18 protein-coding genes and 1 pseudogene are annotated in these 17,871 nt (G+C 74.4%); 2 read left to right on the forward strand and 17 right to left on the reverse strand.

The genetic code is table 11. From position 1 onward, the window contains the following. Positions 1–47 precede the first annotated feature (47 nt). Together BJF81_RS21330 and BJF81_RS04980 are read left to right on the forward strand one after the other, a co-directional pair. Positions 48–301 (forward strand): annotated as a pseudogene (locus tag BJF81_RS21330) (DNA glycosylase AlkZ-like family protein); the annotation flags it as partial. Then, positions 203–865, forward strand: coding sequence for a DNA glycosylase AlkZ-like family protein (locus BJF81_RS04980; protein WP_446740537.1), 663 nt, complete (start codon positions 203–205; stop codon positions 863–865). The pseudogene BJF81_RS21330 and the gene BJF81_RS04980, both read left to right, overlap by 99 nt. A 13-nt stretch (positions 866–878) precedes the next feature. On the opposite strand, the gene BJF81_RS04985 is transcribed toward BJF81_RS04980, so the two are convergent. From BJF81_RS04985 to BJF81_RS05065, 17 genes are read right to left on the reverse strand one after another with little or no spacing between them, the layout of a single operon-like run. Continuing rightward, the gene (locus tag BJF81_RS04985; RefSeq protein ID WP_075957385.1) at positions 879–1,739 is read right to left on the reverse strand and encodes a hypothetical protein; all 861 of its coding nucleotides are present in this window, start codon (positions 1,737–1,739) and stop codon (positions 879–881) included. 44 nt (positions 1,740–1,783) lie between these two features. Continuing rightward, on the reverse strand, positions 1,784–2,614 hold the full coding sequence (locus tag BJF81_RS04990) for an ABC transporter permease (RefSeq protein WP_075957386.1): 831 nt from the start codon (positions 2,612–2,614) through the stop codon (positions 1,784–1,786). Continuing rightward, entirely contained in the window at positions 2,611–3,507 is an 897-nt protein-coding gene (locus BJF81_RS04995) for an ABC transporter permease (protein WP_237770031.1), read from the reverse strand. Before BJF81_RS04995 ends, BJF81_RS04990 begins: the two co-directional genes overlap by 4 nt. Further along, positions 3,500–4,426 (reverse strand): ABC transporter ATP-binding protein, encoded by a 927-nt coding sequence (locus BJF81_RS05000; RefSeq protein WP_075957387.1) that lies wholly within the window; start codon positions 4,424–4,426, stop codon positions 3,500–3,502. Before BJF81_RS05000 ends, BJF81_RS04995 begins: the two co-directional genes overlap by 8 nt. Before the next feature lie 16 nt (positions 4,427–4,442). After that, positions 4,443–5,246, reverse strand: coding sequence for a deoxyribonuclease IV (locus BJF81_RS05005; RefSeq protein ID WP_075957388.1), 804 nt, complete (start codon positions 5,244–5,246; stop codon positions 4,443–4,445). Positions 5,247–5,251: 5 nt separating this feature from the next. After that, entirely contained in the window at positions 5,252–5,779 is a 528-nt protein-coding gene (locus tag BJF81_RS05010) for a SixA phosphatase family protein (protein ID WP_075957390.1), read from the reverse strand. Between the two features lie 21 nt (positions 5,780–5,800). Continuing rightward, a complete protein-coding gene (locus BJF81_RS05015; RefSeq protein ID WP_083664005.1) occupies positions 5,801–6,763 on the reverse strand; it encodes an NAD(P)-dependent oxidoreductase in 963 nt (320 codons plus the stop codon). Between the two features lie 2 nt (positions 6,764–6,765). Further along, positions 6,766–8,274 (reverse strand): Asp-tRNA(Asn)/Glu-tRNA(Gln) amidotransferase subunit GatB, encoded by a 1,509-nt coding sequence (gatB, locus tag BJF81_RS05020; protein WP_446740544.1) that lies wholly within the window; start codon positions 8,272–8,274, stop codon positions 6,766–6,768. 38 nt (positions 8,275–8,312) lie between these two features. Continuing rightward, the gene (gene gatA / locus BJF81_RS05025; RefSeq protein ID WP_075957629.1) at positions 8,313–9,881 is read right to left on the reverse strand and encodes an Asp-tRNA(Asn)/Glu-tRNA(Gln) amidotransferase subunit GatA; all 1,569 of its coding nucleotides are present in this window, start codon (positions 9,879–9,881) and stop codon (positions 8,313–8,315) included. A gap of 53 nt (positions 9,882–9,934) precedes the next feature. Next, entirely contained in the window at positions 9,935–10,231 is a 297-nt protein-coding gene (gene gatC / locus BJF81_RS05030; RefSeq protein WP_075957392.1) for an Asp-tRNA(Asn)/Glu-tRNA(Gln) amidotransferase subunit GatC, read from the reverse strand. Between the two features lie 55 nt (positions 10,232–10,286). Next, complete coding sequence (locus BJF81_RS19145) at positions 10,287–10,733, reverse strand: glutaredoxin domain-containing protein (RefSeq protein WP_237770032.1); 447 nt, start codon at positions 10,731–10,733, stop codon at positions 10,287–10,289. Then, on the reverse strand, positions 10,730–11,221 hold the full coding sequence (locus BJF81_RS05040) for a DinB family protein (protein ID WP_075957393.1): 492 nt from the start codon (positions 11,219–11,221) through the stop codon (positions 10,730–10,732). Before BJF81_RS05040 ends, BJF81_RS19145 begins: the two co-directional genes overlap by 4 nt. Then, a complete protein-coding gene (gene ligA, locus BJF81_RS05045; protein WP_075957395.1) occupies positions 11,218–13,449 on the reverse strand; it encodes an NAD-dependent DNA ligase LigA in 2,232 nt (743 codons plus the stop codon). The genes BJF81_RS05040 and ligA overlap by 4 nt, the downstream gene beginning before the upstream one ends. Beyond that, on the reverse strand, positions 13,446–14,447 hold the full coding sequence (locus BJF81_RS05050; RefSeq protein ID WP_446740545.1) for a DMT family transporter: 1,002 nt from the start codon (positions 14,445–14,447) through the stop codon (positions 13,446–13,448). The genes ligA and BJF81_RS05050 overlap by 4 nt, the downstream gene beginning before the upstream one ends. Positions 14,448–14,486: 39 nt before the next feature. Next, complete coding sequence (locus BJF81_RS05055; RefSeq protein ID WP_075957398.1) at positions 14,487–15,536, reverse strand: methionine synthase; 1,050 nt, start codon at positions 15,534–15,536, stop codon at positions 14,487–14,489. Beyond that, positions 15,533–16,648, reverse strand: coding sequence for a tRNA 2-thiouridine(34) synthase MnmA (mnmA, locus tag BJF81_RS05060; RefSeq protein ID WP_075957399.1), 1,116 nt, complete (start codon positions 16,646–16,648; stop codon positions 15,533–15,535). Before mnmA ends, BJF81_RS05055 begins: the two co-directional genes overlap by 4 nt. Beyond that, positions 16,645–17,856 (reverse strand): cysteine desulfurase family protein, encoded by a 1,212-nt coding sequence (locus BJF81_RS05065; protein ID WP_075957400.1) that lies wholly within the window; start codon positions 17,854–17,856, stop codon positions 16,645–16,647. The genes mnmA and BJF81_RS05065 overlap by 4 nt, the downstream gene beginning before the upstream one ends. Between the last annotated feature and the right edge of the window lie 15 nt (positions 17,857–17,871).

Raw genomic sequence — 17,871 nt, forward strand, 5'->3', positions numbered from 1 at the left:
AGTCGCCCGTCCCGGCACCCGGTGCCCGGCCTGGCTACCCTGCCGGTGTGCCGCGCCGCACCGGTTCCACCGCGTCGCCCGGGTCCGCCCTCGCGCGCTGGCGGTTGCGCACCCAGCGGCTGACCGGTCCGCATGTCGACGACGCCGCCGCGGTCGTGGACCACCTGCTGGCGGTGCAGGCCGAGAACCCCGCCCGGACGGCGTGGGCGGTCGCGTCCCGCACCACGCGGAGGGATCCGGACGACCTGACCCAGCTGCTGGCCTCGGGCCGTGTGCTGCGCACCCACGTGCTCCGGCCGACCTGGCACTACGTGGCCCGCGACGACGTCGACCGGCTGCTCGCGCTCACCGGCCCGTCGATCCGCACGGTCTCCCTGCGCATGCTCACCACCGACCTCGGCGTGCCGGTGCGCGACGTCGAGCGGCTGACCGCGGCACTGCTCGACCTGCTCGAGGAGTCGCCCGCGCGGACGCGTCCCGAGGTGGGTGCCGGGCTCGCCGCACGGAGGTGGACGGTCGCGACTACTGGCACCTCGACGAGCCGCCCGCGGACGAGCCGGCCCAGCCCCGCGCCCACCTGCTGCAGGTCCTCGACGAGACCTACCGCGGCTTCCAGGAGTCGCGCTGGCTGCTGGACGAGCGGGGTGTCGTGCCGCGCGGCCGCGAACGGTCGCTGGGCATGGTGCTCCTGGACGGGCAGCTGGTCGCCTCCTGGCGCGACCGGCGCACCGCCTCGACGGTCCGCTTCGAGGTGTCCCCCCACCGGGCCCTGGCGGCAGCTGAGGTCGCCGCCGTGGAGGAGGCTGCGCAGAGGTATGCCGCGTTCCTCGGGCTGGCGGGCGAGGTGTCCGTGGCGACCGGCTAGCGGATCCAGCTCATCATCGCCCGCACCCGTCGGCCGACGTGCTCGATGGGGTGGGCCGCCCGGGCGGCGGCACGCCGGCTGGTCGCCCCGGCGGCCGGGTCGTGCCCGGGGCGTCCGTCCGGGCCGTGCTGGGTGGCGAAGCCGGCCTGGGTGATCTGCTCGACCCGGGTCCGCAGCTCGTGGACCACCGCGAGGTAGGCGACCTCCTCCTCGACCCCCTGCCGCACGAGCTCCTCGAACGCCTCCTCCACCGCCCGCTGGAGGGGTGCGTGGACCTGCTCCTCGGCATACCTCCAGGCGGTGGCCTGGTGCTCCAGGGTGGTGACGACCGCACCCGAGCGGAGCGACCCCATGGCGGCGGCGTAGGCGGTGAGCGTGGCCCAGGCGGCGCCGCTGCGTCGCGGCCGACCGCGACGAGGGCGGGGCAGCCGCGGCCGTCGAGGTACTCCTCGCGCACCCGGTCCCCGTCGCCGACGGCGCGCAGCATGGCCAGGTCGACGCCCTCGGGGACGGCCAGCTCCCCGGAGACGACCGGCTCGGCCGAGGTGACGACCACGAGGTCGCCCGGCTCGGTGTGCGCGGTGAGCAGCCGCTGGACGCCCGTGAGGTCGTGCTCGCCGGAGTCGCCGCCCGTGGGCACGAGCACGATGTCGCACCTCTGCACCGCGTCCTCGGGCGTGGCGACCGCCAGCCCCTCCATCTCCGCGCGCGCCGCCCCGCGGCTGTCCGGCGCCGTCCCCACCCAGACGTCGACCCCGCTGTCCCGCAGGTTCAGGGCGTGCGCGGCCGCCACGGCGTCGAACCCCAGGACGGCCACCTGCCGGTCCTGCAGGAGCGTCAGGTCGGCGGAGTCGGGGTCGAGCACGGAGGTCATGCGCCCAGCCTAGTGAGCACCGAGGGACACCCTCCCGCCGGACCTCACCGCAGGAAGAGCGCCCGCAGCCGCACGGTCGTCAGCCACATCCCGACGCCCGTCATCGCCAGGAAGTAGCCGACGTGCACGAGCGTCACCAGCCCCAGATGGCCCACCGACAGCTGCCGCATCAGCTCCACCGCGTGCCACAGCGGCATGGCCATGACGAACCACTGCACCGGCTCGGGGTAGACGGTGATCGGGTAGAGCGTGGCCGAGAACAGGAACATCGGCAGCATGGCGAAGTTGATGAGGTCCATCTGCTGGAAGGTCCGCATGAAGCTGGTGATCCCCATCCCCAGCGCGGCGAACCCGAGCGCCACGAGGACGGCCACCGGCACCATGAGGAGCGCCCACCAGCTGGTCACCAGGCCCATCAGCGCGAGCACCCCGAGGAAGCCCACCGCGTAGACGAAGCCCCGGAACAGGGCCATAAGGATCTCCCCCGCGGCCACGTCCAGCGGGCCGAGGCTGGTCTGCAGCATGGCCTGGTAGAGCTTGGCGAACCGCAGCTTGAAGAAGACGTTCCAGGTGGAGTCGTAGATCGCGCCGTTCATCGCCGAGGTGGCCAGCAGGGCCGGCGCGATGTAGGCGGCGTAGGAGATCGGCTGCCCGCCCGGCCCGACGACCTCGCCCACCAGGCCGCCCATCCCCACGCCCATGGCCAGCAGGTAGAGGACCGGCTCGAAGAACCCGGAGACCAGGATCATCCAGTTCTGGTTGCGGATGACGGTGAAGCCGCGCTCCAGGACCGCGCCGACGTTGCCCGAGGACAGGGACCGGAAGGGACGGGGACCGGGGGTATGCGGTGGGGCCGGGACCGGGGTCGCGCTCACGAGTGCAGCCTCCGGGTGTAGACGCGGACGCCGGCCAGCACCCCGCCGACGGTCAGCGCGAGCAGGAAGCCCAGGTGGACCGCGAGCATCAGGGGGGACACCGGTGCCCCGTAGCTGGCCAGCCGCGCCAGCTCGGTGCCGTGCCAGACCGGGGAGATCCACCCGATCCAGTGCAGGTAGGTCGGCAGCACGGACAGGGGGAAGAAGGTGCCGGCGAAGAGGAACATCGGCATGACGACGAAGCGCTGGATGAAGGCGAACTGGAAGCCCTCGTCCCGCAGCGTGGCGGCGTAGGCCTGGAGCGGGGCGCCGAACGCGGTGGCGGTGAGCACCCCGACCGGCACCACCAGCAGCGACTGCGCCCAGCCGCTCGGCGCGGCCCCGAAGGCCAGCATGACCAGCCAGAAGACCAGGGACTGGAGCACGAACCGGATGACCACGGCCACCAGGTGGCCCAGGGCGACCTGGCCCGGCTCGAGCGGGCTGGCCGCCGGCGCGTGGTAGAGCCGCTGCCACTTGAAGCCGGCCATGACCGGGTAGGTCATCTCGGCCGTGACGGACATGACGACGGTGGAGACGAGGAGCGCGGGCGCGACGAAGGTCAGGTAGTCGACCCCGTCGACGCTGCCCGCCCCCTGCTGCACGAGCGTGCCGAGCCCGATGCCCAGGGCGACCATGTAGATGAGCGGCTGGCCCACGGAGTAGAGCAGGATCGGCCAGAAGTAGGCCCGCATGCCCCGCAGCACGGTCTCGGCGTAGTACCAGACGCCGCGGGCCCGGGCCCGGGCCGCCATCACCCCGTGCCCGGGCGCCCGGCCGGAGTAGGCGAGCGCGTTGGTGTCCGCGTCCACGACGGCCTGCGCGGCGGTCGGACGCGGCTGGTGGTCAGTCAACGAGCGTCCTCCCGGTCAGCCGGAGGAAGACGTCCTCCAGGGACGACCGGCGCACCAGCGAGGTGATCGGGTGCAGGCCTCGGCGGGAGATCTCCTCCAGGGCCGCCTCGCCGTCGTCGGTGTAGACGAGGATGCGGTCCGGCAGGACCTCGTTGCGCGCCCCGACGCCCTCGAGGTCGGCGACGACCTGCGCGTTGCGCTGCGACCCGAACCGGACCTCCACGACCTCCCGGGTGGAGTGCTCCCGGATGAGCTGCCGGGGCGAGCCCTCGGCCATGATCCGGCCGTGGTCGACGACGATGAGCCGGTCGCACAGCTGCTCGGCCTCGTCCATGAAGTGGGTGGTCACCACCAGGGTGGTGCCGGCCTCCTTGAGGCGGAACAGCCGGTCCCACAGCACGTGCCGGGCCTGCGGGTCCAGCCCCGTCGTCGGCTCGTCGAGCAGGAGGATGCGCGGCTCGTTGACCAGGCCCCGCGCGATGGTGAGGCGGCGCTTCATACCCCCGGAGAGGTTGTCCACCTTCGCCTTGGCCTTGGCCTCCAGCTGGGCGAAGGCGAGCAGCTCGTCGGCCTTGGGGCCCAGGTAGGAGCGGGGCAGCCCGAAGTAGCGGCCGTACATGACGATGTTCTCGCGGACCCGCAGCTCCTCGTCGAGGTTGTCCTGCTGCGGCACCACGCCCAGGTGGGCGCGGACCTCGGGGCCCTGCCGGCCCGGGTCCAGCCCGAGCACGCGCAGCTGCCCGCCGGTGCGGTCGAGGGTGCCGCCGATCATCCGCATGGTCGTCGACTTCCCGGCCCCGTTGGGCCCGAGCAGGCCGAAGCTCTCCCCCGGGTGCACCTCGAAGTCGATCCCGTCGACGGCCACGAAGTCCCCGTACTCCTTGCGCAGCCCCTGCGCGCTGATCACCGGCTCGGTCACGTCGCAGGATGCTACGTCAGTTCTGGGCGAGCTCCTGCTGCACCCAGAGGGCCTCGGCCCGGTGCTGGGCCGCCCCGCCGGGCGTCTCGCTGATCACCGGCGCCCCCGCCTCGCGGACGACGGCCACCAGCTCGCCGGGGTCGATCCGCCCGGACCCGAGGTTGGCGTGCCGGTCGGCCCCGGAGTCGAAGTCGTCCCGGCTGTCGTTGAGGTGCACCAGGTCGATCCGGCCGGTGATCTCCCGGATCCGCCCGACCACCTCGGTCAGGGGGATGCCCCCGGCCCAGGCGTGACAGGTGTCGAGGCAGAAGCCCACGTCCTGCGCGCCCCCGGCCTGCTGGACCGCCTCCCAGAGCAGGGCGATCCGGTCGAGCCGGCGGGCCATCGCGTTGCCGCCCCCGGCGGTGTTCTCGAGCAGGAGCGGGACCTTGATGTCGGTGGCCTCGACCGCCTTGCGCCAGTTGTCGAAGCCCTTGGTGGGGTCGTCCGCGTCGCCCACGTGGCCGCCGTGGACGACCAGGCCCTTGGCGCCGATCTCGGCGGCGGCGTCCATGTGCTGCTGGAGCAGCTTGCGGCTGGGGATGCGGATGCGGTTGTTCGTGGAGGCCACGTTGATCATGTAGGGCGCGTGCACGTAGAGGTCGACCCCCGCCTCCTCCGTCGCGGCGCGGAGCGCCTCCGCCCCGCCGGGGTAGAGCACCTGGGGCCCCTTGTAGCTCTGCGGGTCACCGAGGAAGTGCTGCACGAGCGTGGTGCCGCGGGCCTGCGCCTCCGCCACCGGGTCGGTCTGGTCGACGTGCGCACCGATCCTGATCGTCATGTGGCTCAGCCTAGGTTCCGCGGGCGGAGGCCCACGAGCCGCGCCCCGCCCGGCCCCAGCACGGACCACGACTCGACGTCGATGTGCAGGACCGCGGCCGCCGAGGTGGGGAAGCCGGCCCCGACCGCCTCGACGATCGCGTGGTCGCTGCGGTGCGGCTCGGCCAGCTCGAGGGTGAGGGCGGCCACGACCGGCTGGTGCCCGACCAGCCACACCGTGGTCGCGTCGTCGTCGGCCTCCTGGACCGCCCCCAGGGTCGCGTCCACCCCGCCGTCGTAGACGCTGCGGGAGGGCCAGGTCGGCACCTGGTCGACGTCGAGCCCGGCACCCTGCAGGACCAGCTCGGCGGTCTGGCGGGTGCGGGCGGCGGTGGAGACGAGGACGAGGTCGGGCAGCAGCCCCTCGCCCGCGAGCCAGCGGCCCAGCGCGCCGGCGTCCTCGACGCCCCGGGGCGCCAGCTGCCGCTCGTGGTCACCGCCGGGGTCGGCGTGCTCGGCCTTGGCGTGCCGGATGACGACGAGGGTGCGGCTCATGGCAGCGACCGTACCGAACCCTCAGGCGTGCGCGCCTCCGGTCGCCACCACGTGGTCCAGGCGCCCCCGGTCCCGGTATGCCGTCAGCTGGCGGTGCAGGTAACGCCCCATCCGCGGGAAGGACGCGGGCGAGGCGCCGCCGACGTGCGGCACGACGAGGACGCCGGGGGTCGACCACAGCGGGTGCCCGTCCGGCAGCGGCTCGGGGTCGGTGACGTCGAGGGCGGCCCGGAGACGACCGGACGCGCACTCGGCCATCAGCGCCGCGGTGTCCACCACCCCGCCGCGGGCGACGTTGACGACGAGCGCGTCGTCGGGCAGGGCCGCCAGCACCTGCGCGTCGACGAGGCCGGTGGTCGCGTCCGTGAGCGGCACGCAGACCGCCAGCACGTCGGCCGTGGGCAGCAGCTCGGGCAGCCGGTCGGTCCCGTGCACCCGGTCGACCAGCTCGTCGCCCTCCCGGTCCCGGCTCGCCACGGCGACCACCTCGCACTCGGCGGCCAGCAGCCTGCGGGTCAGCGCCTTCCCGATGCCGCCGTAGCCCAGCACGAGCACGGTGGAGTCGGCCAGCGACCGCCAGGGCTGCCCCTCCGGGGTCGAGCGGTCCCACGTCTCCGCCGCCTGGGACAGGACGTGCTTGGGCAGGTGGCGCTGCGAGGCGAGCATGAGCGCCAGGGCCATCTCGGCGGTCGCGGTGTCGTGCACCTCGACGGCGTTGGCCATCTCGACCCCGTCCGGCAGGTACGGCAGGGCGTGCTCGAAGCCGGCCGAGGCCAGCACCACGCCCCTCAGCCCGGGCACCTCGTCCATCCGCCGCAGCCAGGGGCCGGCGACCATCGGCAGGGACAGCACGTCCACGTCCCGCCCCCCGCCGGGCACACGGTCGCGGTCCCGCGGGTCGTAGACCTCGACCTCGACGCCCTCGACCGGGTCGAGGAACGGGGCCAGGTCGGAGGGGACGGCGGCGACGACCGGCGCGGCCACCCTCAGCCCTCGACGCCCAGCGTGGTGAGGATCAGCTCCCGGGCCTTGGCCGCGTCGGCCTGGCCCCGCATCTGCTTCATCACCTGGCCGATGAGGGCACCGACCGCCTGCACCTTGCCGCCGCGGATCTTCTCGGCGACGTCGGGGTTGGCCGCGACGACCTTGTCGACCGCGGCCTGCAGGGCACCGTCGTCCTGGACCAGCTCCAGGCCGCGGGCGTCCGCCACCTGCGCCGGGGCCCCCTCCCCGGCGACCACGCCGTCGAGCACCTGCCGGGCCATCGAGTCGTTGAGCCGCCCGGACGTCACCAGCCCGTCGAGCTCGGCGACGTGCGCGGGTGTCACGCCCAGTTCGGTCACGGCGACCCCGTCGGTGTTCGCCCGGCGGGCCAGCACCCCGGTCCACCACTTGCGGGCGGCGGCCGGGGAGGCCCCCGCGGCGACGGTCTCCTCGATGACCTCCACGGCGCCGGCGTTGACGACGTCGCGCATCTCCAGGTCGGTGAAGCCCCACGCGTCCTGCAGGCGGCGTCGCCGCTCCGCCGGGTTCTCCGGCAGCGTGGCCCGCAGCCGCTCGACGTCCTCGCGGGACGGGGCGACGGGCACCAGGTCCGGCTCGGGGAAGTAGCGGTAGTCGTCGGCGTCGGACTTGGGCCGGCCCGACGTCGTGATGCCGGTGTCCTCGTGCCAGTGGCGGGTCTCCTGCAGGATGGCCTGGCCCGCGTCGAGCACGGCCGCGTGGCGCGTCATCTCGTAGCGCACCGCCCGCTCGACCGACCGGAGCGAGTTGACGTTCTTGGTCTCCGTGCGCATGCCCAGGGTGGTCGACCCCGTCGGCATGAGCGAGACGTTGGCGTCGCAGCGCATCGAGCCCTGCTCCATCCTGACGTCGGAGACGTCCAGCGCCCGCATGAGGTCCCGCAGCGTCGACACGTAGGCGCGGGCCACCTCGGGCGCCCGCTCCCCCGCCCCGGTGATCGGCCGGGTGACGATCTCGATGAGCGGGATCCCGGCGCGGTTGTAGTCCACGACCGAGTAGTCGGCCCCGTGGATGCGCCCGGTGGTCCCGCCGACGTGCGTGGACTTGCCGGTGTCCTCCTCCATGTGGGCCCGCTCGATCTCGACCCGGAAGGTGAACGCCTCCCCGCCCGCCTCGTTGGCCGGGACCTCGACGTCGACCCACCCGTCGAAGGCGATCGGCTCGTCGTACTGGCTGGTCTGGAAGTTCTTCGGCATGTCCGGGTAGAAGTAGTTCTTCCGCGCGAACCGGCACCACTCGGCGATCCGGCAGTTCAGCGCCAGGCCGATCCGCACCGCCGACTCGACCGCGGTGGCGTTGACCACCGGCAGCGCGCCGGGCATCCCGAGGCAGACCGGGCAGGTCTGCGTGTTGGGCTCGGCCCCGAACCCGGTGGCGCAGCCGCAGAACATCTTGGTGGCCGTCGAGAGCTCGACGTGGACCTCCAGGCCCACGACCGGCTCGTAGCGGGTCAGCAGCTCCTCGTAGGGCACGGTGGGGGCCGTCCCGGCCGTGGCTCTCGTCGCGGCGTTCACGCGCGCACCTCCTCGGTGTGGGTCCCGGCGGTGCCGGGGGTATGCCGTGCGCCCGGCACCTCGGGGGCGGTGGTGGGCACCTCGGGAAGCCGGTCGACGACCGGCCCGCCCTGCGCCCGGGCGAGCCGGGCCTCCAGGGCCGCGCCCACGGCATACAGGCGCTGGTCCTCCATCGCGGGGGCGAGCAGCTGGATGCCCACGGGCAGCCCGTCCTCCGGGGCCAGCCCCGAGGGGATGGACATGCCGGGGATGCCGGCGAGGTTGGCCGGGATGGTGGCGATGTCGTTGAGATACATCGCCATGGGGTCGTCCAGCTTGTCGCCGATCCGGAAGGCGGTGGTCGGGGCGGTGGGGCTGACGAGCACGTCGGCCTGCCCGAACGCCGCCTCGAGGTCGCGCGCGATGAGCGTGCGGACCTTCTGGGCCTGCCCGTAGTAGGCGTCGTAGTAGCCGCTGGAGAGGGCGTAGGTGCCCAGGATGATGCGGCGCTTGACCTCGTCGCCGAAGGCGTCGTCCCGGCTGGCGGCCATGACCTGCTCGGCGCTGGGGCTGTCCTCCGGGGTGGTGCGGCGGCCGTAGCGCATCGCGTCGTAGCGGGCCAGGTTGCTGCTCGCCTCGGACGGCAGGATGAGGTAGTAGGCCGCCATCGCGTGGGTGAAGTGGGGGCAGGAGACCTCGACGATCTCCGCGCCCAGGGCTCGCAGCTCCTCGAGCGCCTCGTCGAAGCGCTGCTGCACGCCCGGCTGGAAGCCCTCGCCGCCGATCTCCTTGACGACGCCGACCTTCAGCCCGGCGAGCGAGCCGTCCTCGGCGGACGCGCCGGCCACCGACTCCACGACGGGCGGCACGGGGGCGTCGATGCTCGTGGAGTCCATCGGGTCGTGGCCGCCGAGCACCTCGTGAAGGAGAGCCGCGTCGGCGACCGTGCGGGCGCACGGGCCGATCTGGTCGAGGCTGGAGGCCAGCGCGATGACGCCGTAGCGGCTGACCCCGCCGTAGGTCGGCTTGACGCCGACGGTCCCGGTGACGGCGGCGGGCTGGCGGATGGAGCCGCCGGTGTCCGAGCCGATCGCCAGGGGGGCGAGGAACCCGGCGACGGCGGCGCTGGAGCCGCCGCCGGAGCCGCCGGGGATGCGCTCCAGGTCCCAGGGGTTGCGGGTGGGGCCGAAGGCGGAGTGCTCGGTGGAGGAGCCCATGGCGAACTCGTCCATGTTGGTCTTGCCGAGGATGGGCATCCGGGCCTCGCGCAGCCGGGTGACGATGGTGGCGTCGTAGGGCGGCACGAAGTGCTCCAGCATGCGGGAGCCTGCCGTCGTGGTCAGCCCCTGGGTGCAGGCAATGTCCTTGACGGCGACGGGGACGCCGGCCAGGCGGGGCAGGTCCTCCCCAGCCGCCCGGGCGGCGTCGACCTCGCGAGCGGTGGCGAGGGCCCCGTCGGCATCGACGAGGAGGAAGGCGTTGAGGGCCGGGTTGAGCCGCTCGATGCGGTCCAGGTGCGCCTGCACCAGCTCCTCGGACGTGGTCTCGCCGGCGGCCATGGCGTCGGCCATCTGGACGGCGGTCATCCGGGTCAGGTCGCGCCCGGCATCGGTGGGGGTGGTCTCGCTCACGTTTGTCCTCACTCCTCGTCGAGGATGCGCGGCACGCCGAAACGCCCGTCCTCGGGGTCGGGGGCGTTGGCCAGGGCCTGCTCGGCGGTCAGGCTGGGTCGGACCTCGTCGGGGCGGGTGACGTTGACCAGCGGCAGGGGGTGGGACATCGGGGGCACGTCGGCGGCGGCGACCTCGTTGACCTGGCCGACCCAGTCGACGATCTGGTCGAGCTGGCCGGCGAGCCGGTCCAGCTCGGAGTCCTCGAGCTGGATGCGCGCCAGCATGGCGACGTGCGCGACGTCGTCGCGCGAGAGGTTGGACATGGCCGACAGTGTAGGTGGCCGTCGGAGCGTCGCCGTCCCCCACCGCCGCCGGGCGTCACCGGTCGTCGAGCTGCCGCAACCGCTCCAGGACCAGCTTCGGCGAGGGGTTGGTGTGCGGGACCCCGTCGATCACGACCGTCGGCACCGTCTCGTTGCCGCCGTTGACCTCACGCACGTAGGCGGCACCCTGCTCGTCCTCCCAGATGTTGATCCAGGTCGCACGGTCGCGGGCCGAGCCGAGCCGTGCCTTGAGCATCGCGCAGAAACCGCACCCGGGGCGCCAGTAGATGACGACGTCCGGTCGAGCCTCGGTGTCGCTCATGGTGAGGACCTCCTCGTGGGTGGGGCCGCCGCGTCCACGCCACGGTGAGGACCACCAGGCGACGGCGAGCGCCACGACACCGTAACCGACCGCGAACGCCGGCCGCCCGTCGCGGGCCGCGTCGACCACGACGAGGCCCAGCAGCAGGACGAGCAGCACCCAGAGCGGGCGGGACCTCACCTCCGGCCCTCGTCCCGCGCGGCACCGGCCCGGAGCACGTCGGCGGTGACCTCGACCTGGCCCCGGTGCTGGCAGAGCTCTTCGAGCACGTGGACCAGGGCGCCGCCCTGGGTCCGACCGACCGGCAGGGCATGGGTCTCCGGGCGGTCCTGCCCCACGCAGGGAGCGGCCCACTCGGCACCCGTGAGGGCCTCGACGAAGCGCTGCCGTCCTGCGGCCACCTGCGCCTCGAGGTCGGCGAGCGTCCCGACGGCCCGGAACTCCGCGTCCCGGTCGCGGTGGTTCGGCCGGCCGGCCACCTTGTGCCCCGCCCAGAAGTCCATGACCCCCACGCAGTGGACCACGACGGCGTAGGGGCTGTTGCTCCCCTCGACCTCGAGCCGGGCGTTCACCAGCTCCTCGCCGAGCGTCCTGCAGGTCTCGAGCATCCCCTCGAGCGCCCGGTCGACGAACCAGAGCAGGTCGTCGGGGTCCACCCGGCCGGTCACGACTCCTCCCCCGACGGGCCAGGCGGCGGCCCCTCGGCCAGCAGCCGCACGAAGCCCTCCTCGTCGAGGACCGGCACCCCCAGCTCCTCGGCCTTGGCCGCCTTGGAGCCGGCGTTGGCCCCGACGACGACGTAGTCCGTCTTCTTGGAGACCGACCCGGACGCCTTGCCGCCCCGGGAGACGATGGCCTCCTTGGACTCGTCGCGGCTGAAGCCCTCCAGCGAGCCGGTCACCACGACGGTCAGGCCCTCCAGGGTCCGCTCGACGGACTCGTCGCGCTCGTCGGCCATCCGGACCCCGTCGGCGGCCCAGCGCTGCACGATCTCGCGGTGCCAGTCGACGTCGAACCACTCCTTGACCGACTCGGCGATGACCGGCCCGACGCCCTCGACGGCGGCCAGCTCCTCGGTGCTGGCGGCCCGGATCGCCTCCATCGAGCCGAGCTCGGCGGCCAGGGCCCGGGCTGCGGTCGGTCCCACGTGCCGGATCGACAGGGCCACGAGCACCCGCCACAGCGGCTGGGCCCTGGCCTGCTGGAGGTTGTCGACCAGCTTCTGCCCGTTGGCCGAGAGCACCCGCCCGTCGACGACCGCGTCCTGCGGATCCGTCTTCCTCGCCGCGCGCGTGAAGAGCGGGACCTGCGCCACGTCCTGCGCCGTCAGCGAGAACAGCGTGGCCTCGTTGGTGAGCACGCCGGCGTCCAGCAGGGCGTTGACCCCCTCGGCCCCCAGCGCCTCGATGTCGAACGCGCCCCTGCCCGCCAGGGAGTAGAGCCGCTCCCGCAGCTGCGCAGGGCACTCCTTGGAGTTGGGGCAGCGGATGTCCTTGTCCCCCTCCTTCTCCGGCCGCAGCGCCGTCCCGCAGGAGGGGCAGTGGGTGGGCATGACGAAGGGCCGCTCGCTGCCGTCGCGCAGGTCGACGACCGGCCCGAGGATCTCGGGGATGACGTCGCCGGCCTTGCGCAGCACCACGGTGTCGCCGACGAGCACCCCCTTGCGCTCGACCTCGTGCTGGTTGTGCAGCGTGGCCCGCTCGACGGTCGACCCGGCCACCTGCACCGGCTCCATCAGCCCCCACGGGGTGACCCGCCCGGTGCGGCCGACGTCCACCCGGATGTCCAGCAGCTTGGTGGTGACCTCCTCGGGCGGGTACTTGTAGGCGATCGCCCAGCGCGGCGCCCGCGAGGTCGACCCCAGCCGGCGCTGCACGACCACCTCGTCGACCTTGACGACCACCCCGTCGATCTCGTGCTCGACGGCGTGCCGCTGCTCCCCCCACCGCTGCACATAGGCGCACACCTCCTCGATCGTGCCGACCACGCGCGTGCGTCCCGACACCGGCAGCCCCCAGGCCGCCAGGACCTCGTAGGCCTGCGACTGGCGGACCACGTCGAAACCCTCCCGGGCCCCGATCCCGTGCACGATCATCCGCAGGTCCCGCGACGCGGTCACCCGGGGGTCCTTCTGCCGCAACGACCCGGCCGCGGTGTTGCGGGGGTTGGCGAACGGCGCCTTGCCCGCCGCCACCAGGCCGGCGTTGAGCTCCTCGAAGGAGGACACCGGGAAGTAGACCTCCCCGCGCACCTCCACCAGCCGCGGCACCGGGACCGGCTCGGTGGTGCCCGCGCCCTCCTCCACGACGGCCCCCTCGACCAGGTGCTTGCCCCCGCCCTCGCCGACGACCCCCTCGGCCTCCTGCTCCTCGGGCGCCCGCAGCCGCAGCGGGACCCCCTCGATCGTGCGGACGTTGAGGGTGACGTCCTCCCCCGTCCGCCCGTCGCCCCGGGTCAGCGCCCGGACCAGCCGGCCGTCCTCGTAGAGCAGGTTGACCGCCAGCCCGTCGATCTTCAGCTCGCACAGGTAGCTCACCTGCGCCCCGCCCACCTCCCGCTCGACCCGCTCGGCCCAGGCGACCAGCTCCTCGGTGGAGAACGCGTTGTCCAGGCTGAGCATCCGCTCGAGGTGGTCGACCGCCGTGAACTCGGTCGAGAAGGTCCCGCCGACCACCTGGGTCGGGCTGTCCGGCACCCGCAGCCCGGGGTGCTCCTCCTCCAGCGCCTCCAGCTGCCGCACCAGCGCGTCGAACTCCCCGTCGCTGACGACCGGGGCGTCCTTGACGTAGTAGGCGAACTGGTGGCCCCGAATCTCCTCGGCCAGCTCGGCCCACCGGTGGCGGGCCTCCTCGGGCACGTCGTCGACCGGGTCGGGAGGGATGGTGCTCGCGTTCACCCGCCCATCCTGGCAGGGTCCACCGACACCGCAGGGGTATGCCGCACCCGCCCGGCCCCGCGCGGCCCGAGGCCGGCGCCGCGACCGCCCCGCCGCGTCCCGATGAGCAGCGAGCCCGCCAGCACGACCGCGGCACCGACCAGGACGAGCGGCCCGACGCTCTCACCGAGCAGCAGCACCCCCAGCACCACGGAGACGACGACGATCGGGTAGGTCACGCTCGTGGCGACGGTCGGGCCGGCGGCCCGCACCACGGCATACTGCATCGCCTGCGCGAGCCCGGTCCCGACCACGCCGAGCGCCCCCACCGCCAGCAGCGGGCCCCACAGGGCCCATCCCCCGGCGGACGCGGCCGGACCGGCCGGGGCCAGCGGCCCTCCGGAGGGCAGGTCGCGCAGCCACCAGTCGGCGAGCAGGAGCACGGGCACCTGGGCCAGCGCGACGAGCACCTGGGCCGCCGGCATCGACAGGCCGCCCGGGTCCACGCCGTGCAGGTGGCGGCGCACGTAGGTCCACCCGATCCCGTAGCTCGCCGAGGCCACCAGGACCATGAGCAGGCCGACCGGGTCCGGCCCGCGCTCGAGGGACCACGGCTGGGCGATGAGGACGACGCCCACGAAGCCGATGCCGACCCCGAGCTGGCGCCGCCGCCCGACCGGCTCGCCAGGCAGCAGGACCGCCGTCGCCACGACGGCGGCCACCGGGGTGGTGGCGTTGGCGATCCCGGCGACCGCCGAGGTCACCCGCACCTCGCCCAGCGCGAACAGCGTGCAGGGCAAGGAGCACAGCAGGGTGCCGGTGACGAGCAGGTGCCCCCAGGTGCGCCGGCCCCGGGGCAGCCGCGTCCCGGTCACCGCGACCAGGGTCAGCAGGACGGCCGCTCCAGGACGATCCGCAGGGCGGTCACCTGGACGCCGCTGAGGGCCTCCAGGCCGAGCTTGATGAGCAGGTAGCTCGATCCCCAGACCAGGGCCAGGGTCAGGTACCAGACCTGCCAGGGGACGGCGCCCGCGTCCCCGCGGGCAGGCCCGGGGCGGTCATCCCGCGGCGATCCCGGCCAGGCGGGCGGCAGCCTGCACGGTCGCGGCCGTGGTGGCCCGCGCCTCCTCGGGCGTCGAGCCGGCCAGGCCGCAGGAGGGGGTCACCGTCAGGCCGGCCAGGTCGGCGACGGGCAGCCCGAGCTCGCGCCAGCCCACCAGCAGCCGGTCCACGTGCTCGGCGGCCGTCGGGGTCCCGGGGCCGTCCGAGGGCAGCGCCCCGGCCCACAGGCCGACCCCGGCGTCGAGGAGGGTGGCCACGGCGTCCCAGCCGGGCCGCCGCAGGAGCGCGACGTCGAGGCTCACCGCGTCCACGCCGGCACGCCGCAGGAGGTCCAGGGGCAGGTCCGGTGCGCACGAGTGGACGGCGACCTCCACGGCCCCGGCGGTCCGGGCGGCCTCCACGACGTCGCGCAGCGCCCCCGCGAGCTCCCCGAGCTCGGGGGTGCGCAGCACCGAGTAGCCGGACTCCGACCGCACGCACCCCAGCGACACGGCCGTCAGCGACGGTTCGTCGAGCTGCAGCACGACGTCCGCGCCCGGCACCAGGCGGCGCACGTGCGCCACGTGGCCGGCGACCCCCTCGGAAAGGGAGGCGACCAGGTCGCGGGAGGCGCCGGGGTCCGACAGCACCCGGTCGCCCAGCGGCAGCCACACCCCGGCGGCCAGGGTCCACGGTCCGGCCACCTGCACCTTGAGCGGGCCGGCCCAGCCGTCGAGGGCCTCGGCCAGCTCGTCGAGGTCCTGCCCCCACAGCGCCCCCGCCCGGTCGTGGTCGCGTCCCGGGCGGTCGACGAGGCGCCACCCCTGAGGCTGCAGGTCCACGGGCAGGTCGACGAGCAGGTGGGCGCCCCGGCCCAGCAGGTCCGACCCCGGCCCCCGGGCCGGCAGCTCGGGCAGGTAGGGCATCCCGACGACCCCCTCGGGGACCGACGCGGTCAGCGTCCCGAGGACCACGCGCAGGGCCTCGCGCACGTCCGTGCCGGGCCACGAGCCGATCCCGGTGGCGCGCACCCCGTCCGCGGGCGGCATACCCGCGCCGGTGCTCATGCGGCCCTGCCCGAGGCGGCGATCGTGCCGGACCCGACCACGCGGGTGCCGTCGTAGAGGACGACCGACTGGCCCGGCGCCACGCCCCTCGTCCGCCCGTCCAGGTGGACGACGAGCCGCTCCGGTATGCCGTCGGCCCGCTCCACCCGCGCCGTCGCCGGGTGCTCCTCCCCGTGGGCGCGCAGCTGGGCGCCCACGCGTACCTCGCCGGTCGGGGCGGGTCCGCACCAGCGCACGTGGTCGGCGGTGACCAGGTCGACCCCCAGCAGCTCCTCGGGGCCGACGACGACCGTGTTGGACCGGGTGTCGGTCGAGACCACGTACCTCTTGGAGCCGTCCGCGGGCGGCACCTTCAGCCCGAGACCGCGCCGCTGGCCCACGGTGTAGCCGTGCGCCCCCCGGTGCTCCCCCAGCACGGTGCCGTGCTCGTCGACGACCGGTCCGGGCCGCTCCCCCAGCCGCTGGGCGAGCCAGCCGCGGGTGTCCCCGTCGGCGATGAAGCAGATGTCGTGGCTGTCCGGCTTCTTCGCGACCGAGAAGCCGCGGGCGGCGGCCTCCGCGCGGATGTCGGCCTTGACCGTGTCGCCGAGGGGGAAGAAGCTGCGGGCCAGCTGGTCGGCGTCGAGCACGCCGAGGACGTAGGACTGGTCCTTGGCCGGGTCCACCGCACGGTGCAGCTCGCGGCGGACCCCCTGCGGCGCAGCCGGATCGGGCACCTCGACCACCTGGGCGTAGTGACCCGTGGCGACCGCGTCGAAGCCGAGGGCCAGGGCCTTGTCGAGCAGGGCGGCGAACTTGATCTTCTCGTTGCAGCGCAGGCACGGGTTGGGGGTGCGGCCGGCGGCGTACTCGGCGACGAAGTCCTCGACGACGTCCTCGCGGAAGCGGTCGGCCATGTCCCACACGTAGAACGGGATGCCGAGCCGGTCGGCCACCCGGCGGGCGTCCCCGGCGTCCTCGAGGGTGCAGCACCCGCGGGCGCTCTCCCGCAGCGTCGAGGCGGACTGGGCCAGGGCCAGGTGGACCCCCACCACCTCGTGCCCGGCGTCGATCATCCGGGCGGCGGCGACGGCGGAGTCGACCCCGCCGCTCATCGCGGCGACGACCCTCATGCCCGGCTCCTGGAGGCGGCGTGCGCCCGCCGGGCTCGCTCGAGGGCGGGCGGGAGCGCGGCGAGGACCGCGTCGACGTCGGCCTGCTCGGAGCCGTGGCCGAGGGTGAACCGCAGCGCGCCCCGGGCCTCGCGCTCGGGCACGCCCATGGCCAGCAGCACGTGGCTGGGCCGCGGGACCCCGGCCTGGCAGGCCGACCCGGTCGAGCAGGCGATCCCGGCGGCGTCGAGCAGGTAGAGCAGGGAGTCCCCCTCGGCGTCGGCGACGCGCAGGTGCACGTTGCCGGGCAGCCGGTCGGTCACGTCGCCGGGCGTCCAGGTGCCGCTGACGCTGATGCCGTCGTCCAGCGCCAGCGCGCCCTCGATCAGCCGGTCGCGCAGCGCGGCGAGATGCCGGGCGTGGCTGGCCTGCTCCGCGGCGGCGTGGGCGACGGCCTCGGCCAGCCCGGCGATCCCGGGGGTGTCCAGGGTGCCGGAGCGCAGCTTGCGCTCCTGCCCGCCGCCGTGCGTGAGCGGCACCGGCGACTGGTCCCGGCCGGCGACGAGCGCGCCGACGCCCAGCGGGCCGCCGATCTTGTGGCCGGTGATGACGCCCAGGTCGACGACCGAGAGGTCCAGGGGGACCTGGCCCAGCGCCTGCACCGCGTCGCTGTGGAACGGGATGCCGTGCTCACGCGCCAGCTCGGCGAGCTCGCGGACGGGCTGCACGGTGCCGACCTCGTTGTTGGCCCACATCACGCTGACGAGCGCCACCGTCCCGGGGCCGCCGTCCGCGTCCAGCGCGTCCCGGAGGGCCTGCGGGTGGACCCGACCCTGGCCGTCCGGCTCGACCCAGGTGACCCGGGCCCCCGCGGCGCGGACGAGGTGCTCGACCGGGTCGAGGACGGCGTGGTGCTCGACGCCGCTGACGACCAGCCGGTCGCGACGGGGGTCGGTGGTGCGCCGGGCCGCGAAGGTCCCCTTGACGGCGATGTTGTCCGACTCGGTGCCGCCGGAGGTGAAGAGCACCTCCGAGGGCCGCACGCCCAACGCCTCGGCGATCCGCTCCCGCGACTCCTCGACGACGCGGCGGGCCGCCCGGCCCGGCGTGTGCAGCGAGCTGGCGTTGCCGACCTGCCGCATGGTGCGGGTGACGACGTCGACGACCTCGTCCAGCACCGGCGTGGTCGCGGCGTGGTCGAGGTAGACGAGACGGTCGGGAAGGGGCACCGCAGAAGTCTACGT

This window comes from Ornithinimicrobium sp. CNJ-824 (assembly GCF_001942405.1).
In the GTDB taxonomy this organism is placed as follows: Bacteria; Actinomycetota; Actinomycetes; order Actinomycetales; family Dermatophilaceae; genus Ornithinicoccus; species Ornithinicoccus kibberensis.

Bases quoted from the DNA above. Each gene is read 5' to 3' on its own strand.
- BJF81_RS05010 (WP_075957390.1), bottom strand. From the start codon at position 5,779: ATGAGCCGCACCCTCGTCGTCATCCGGCACGCCAAGGCCGAGCACGCC.
- mnmA (WP_075957399.1), bottom strand. From the start codon at position 16,648: ATGAGGGTCGTCGCCGCGATGAGCGGCGGGGTCGACTCCGCCGTCGCC.
- BJF81_RS05055 (WP_075957398.1), bottom strand. From the start codon at position 15,536: ATGAGCACCGGCGCGGGTATGCCGCCCGCGGACGGGGTGCGCGCCACC.
- gatA (WP_075957629.1), bottom strand. From the start codon at position 9,881: ATGACCGCCGTCCAGATGGCCGACGCCATGGCCGCCGGCGAGACCACG.
- BJF81_RS04985 (WP_075957385.1), bottom strand. From the start codon at position 1,739: ATGACCTCCGTGCTCGACCCCGACTCCGCCGACCTGACGCTCCTGCAG.
- gatC (WP_075957392.1), bottom strand. From the start codon at position 10,231: ATGTCCAACCTCTCGCGCGACGACGTCGCGCACGTCGCCATGCTGGCG.
- BJF81_RS05005 (WP_075957388.1), bottom strand. From the start codon at position 5,246: ATGACGATCAGGATCGGTGCGCACGTCGACCAGACCGACCCGGTGGCG.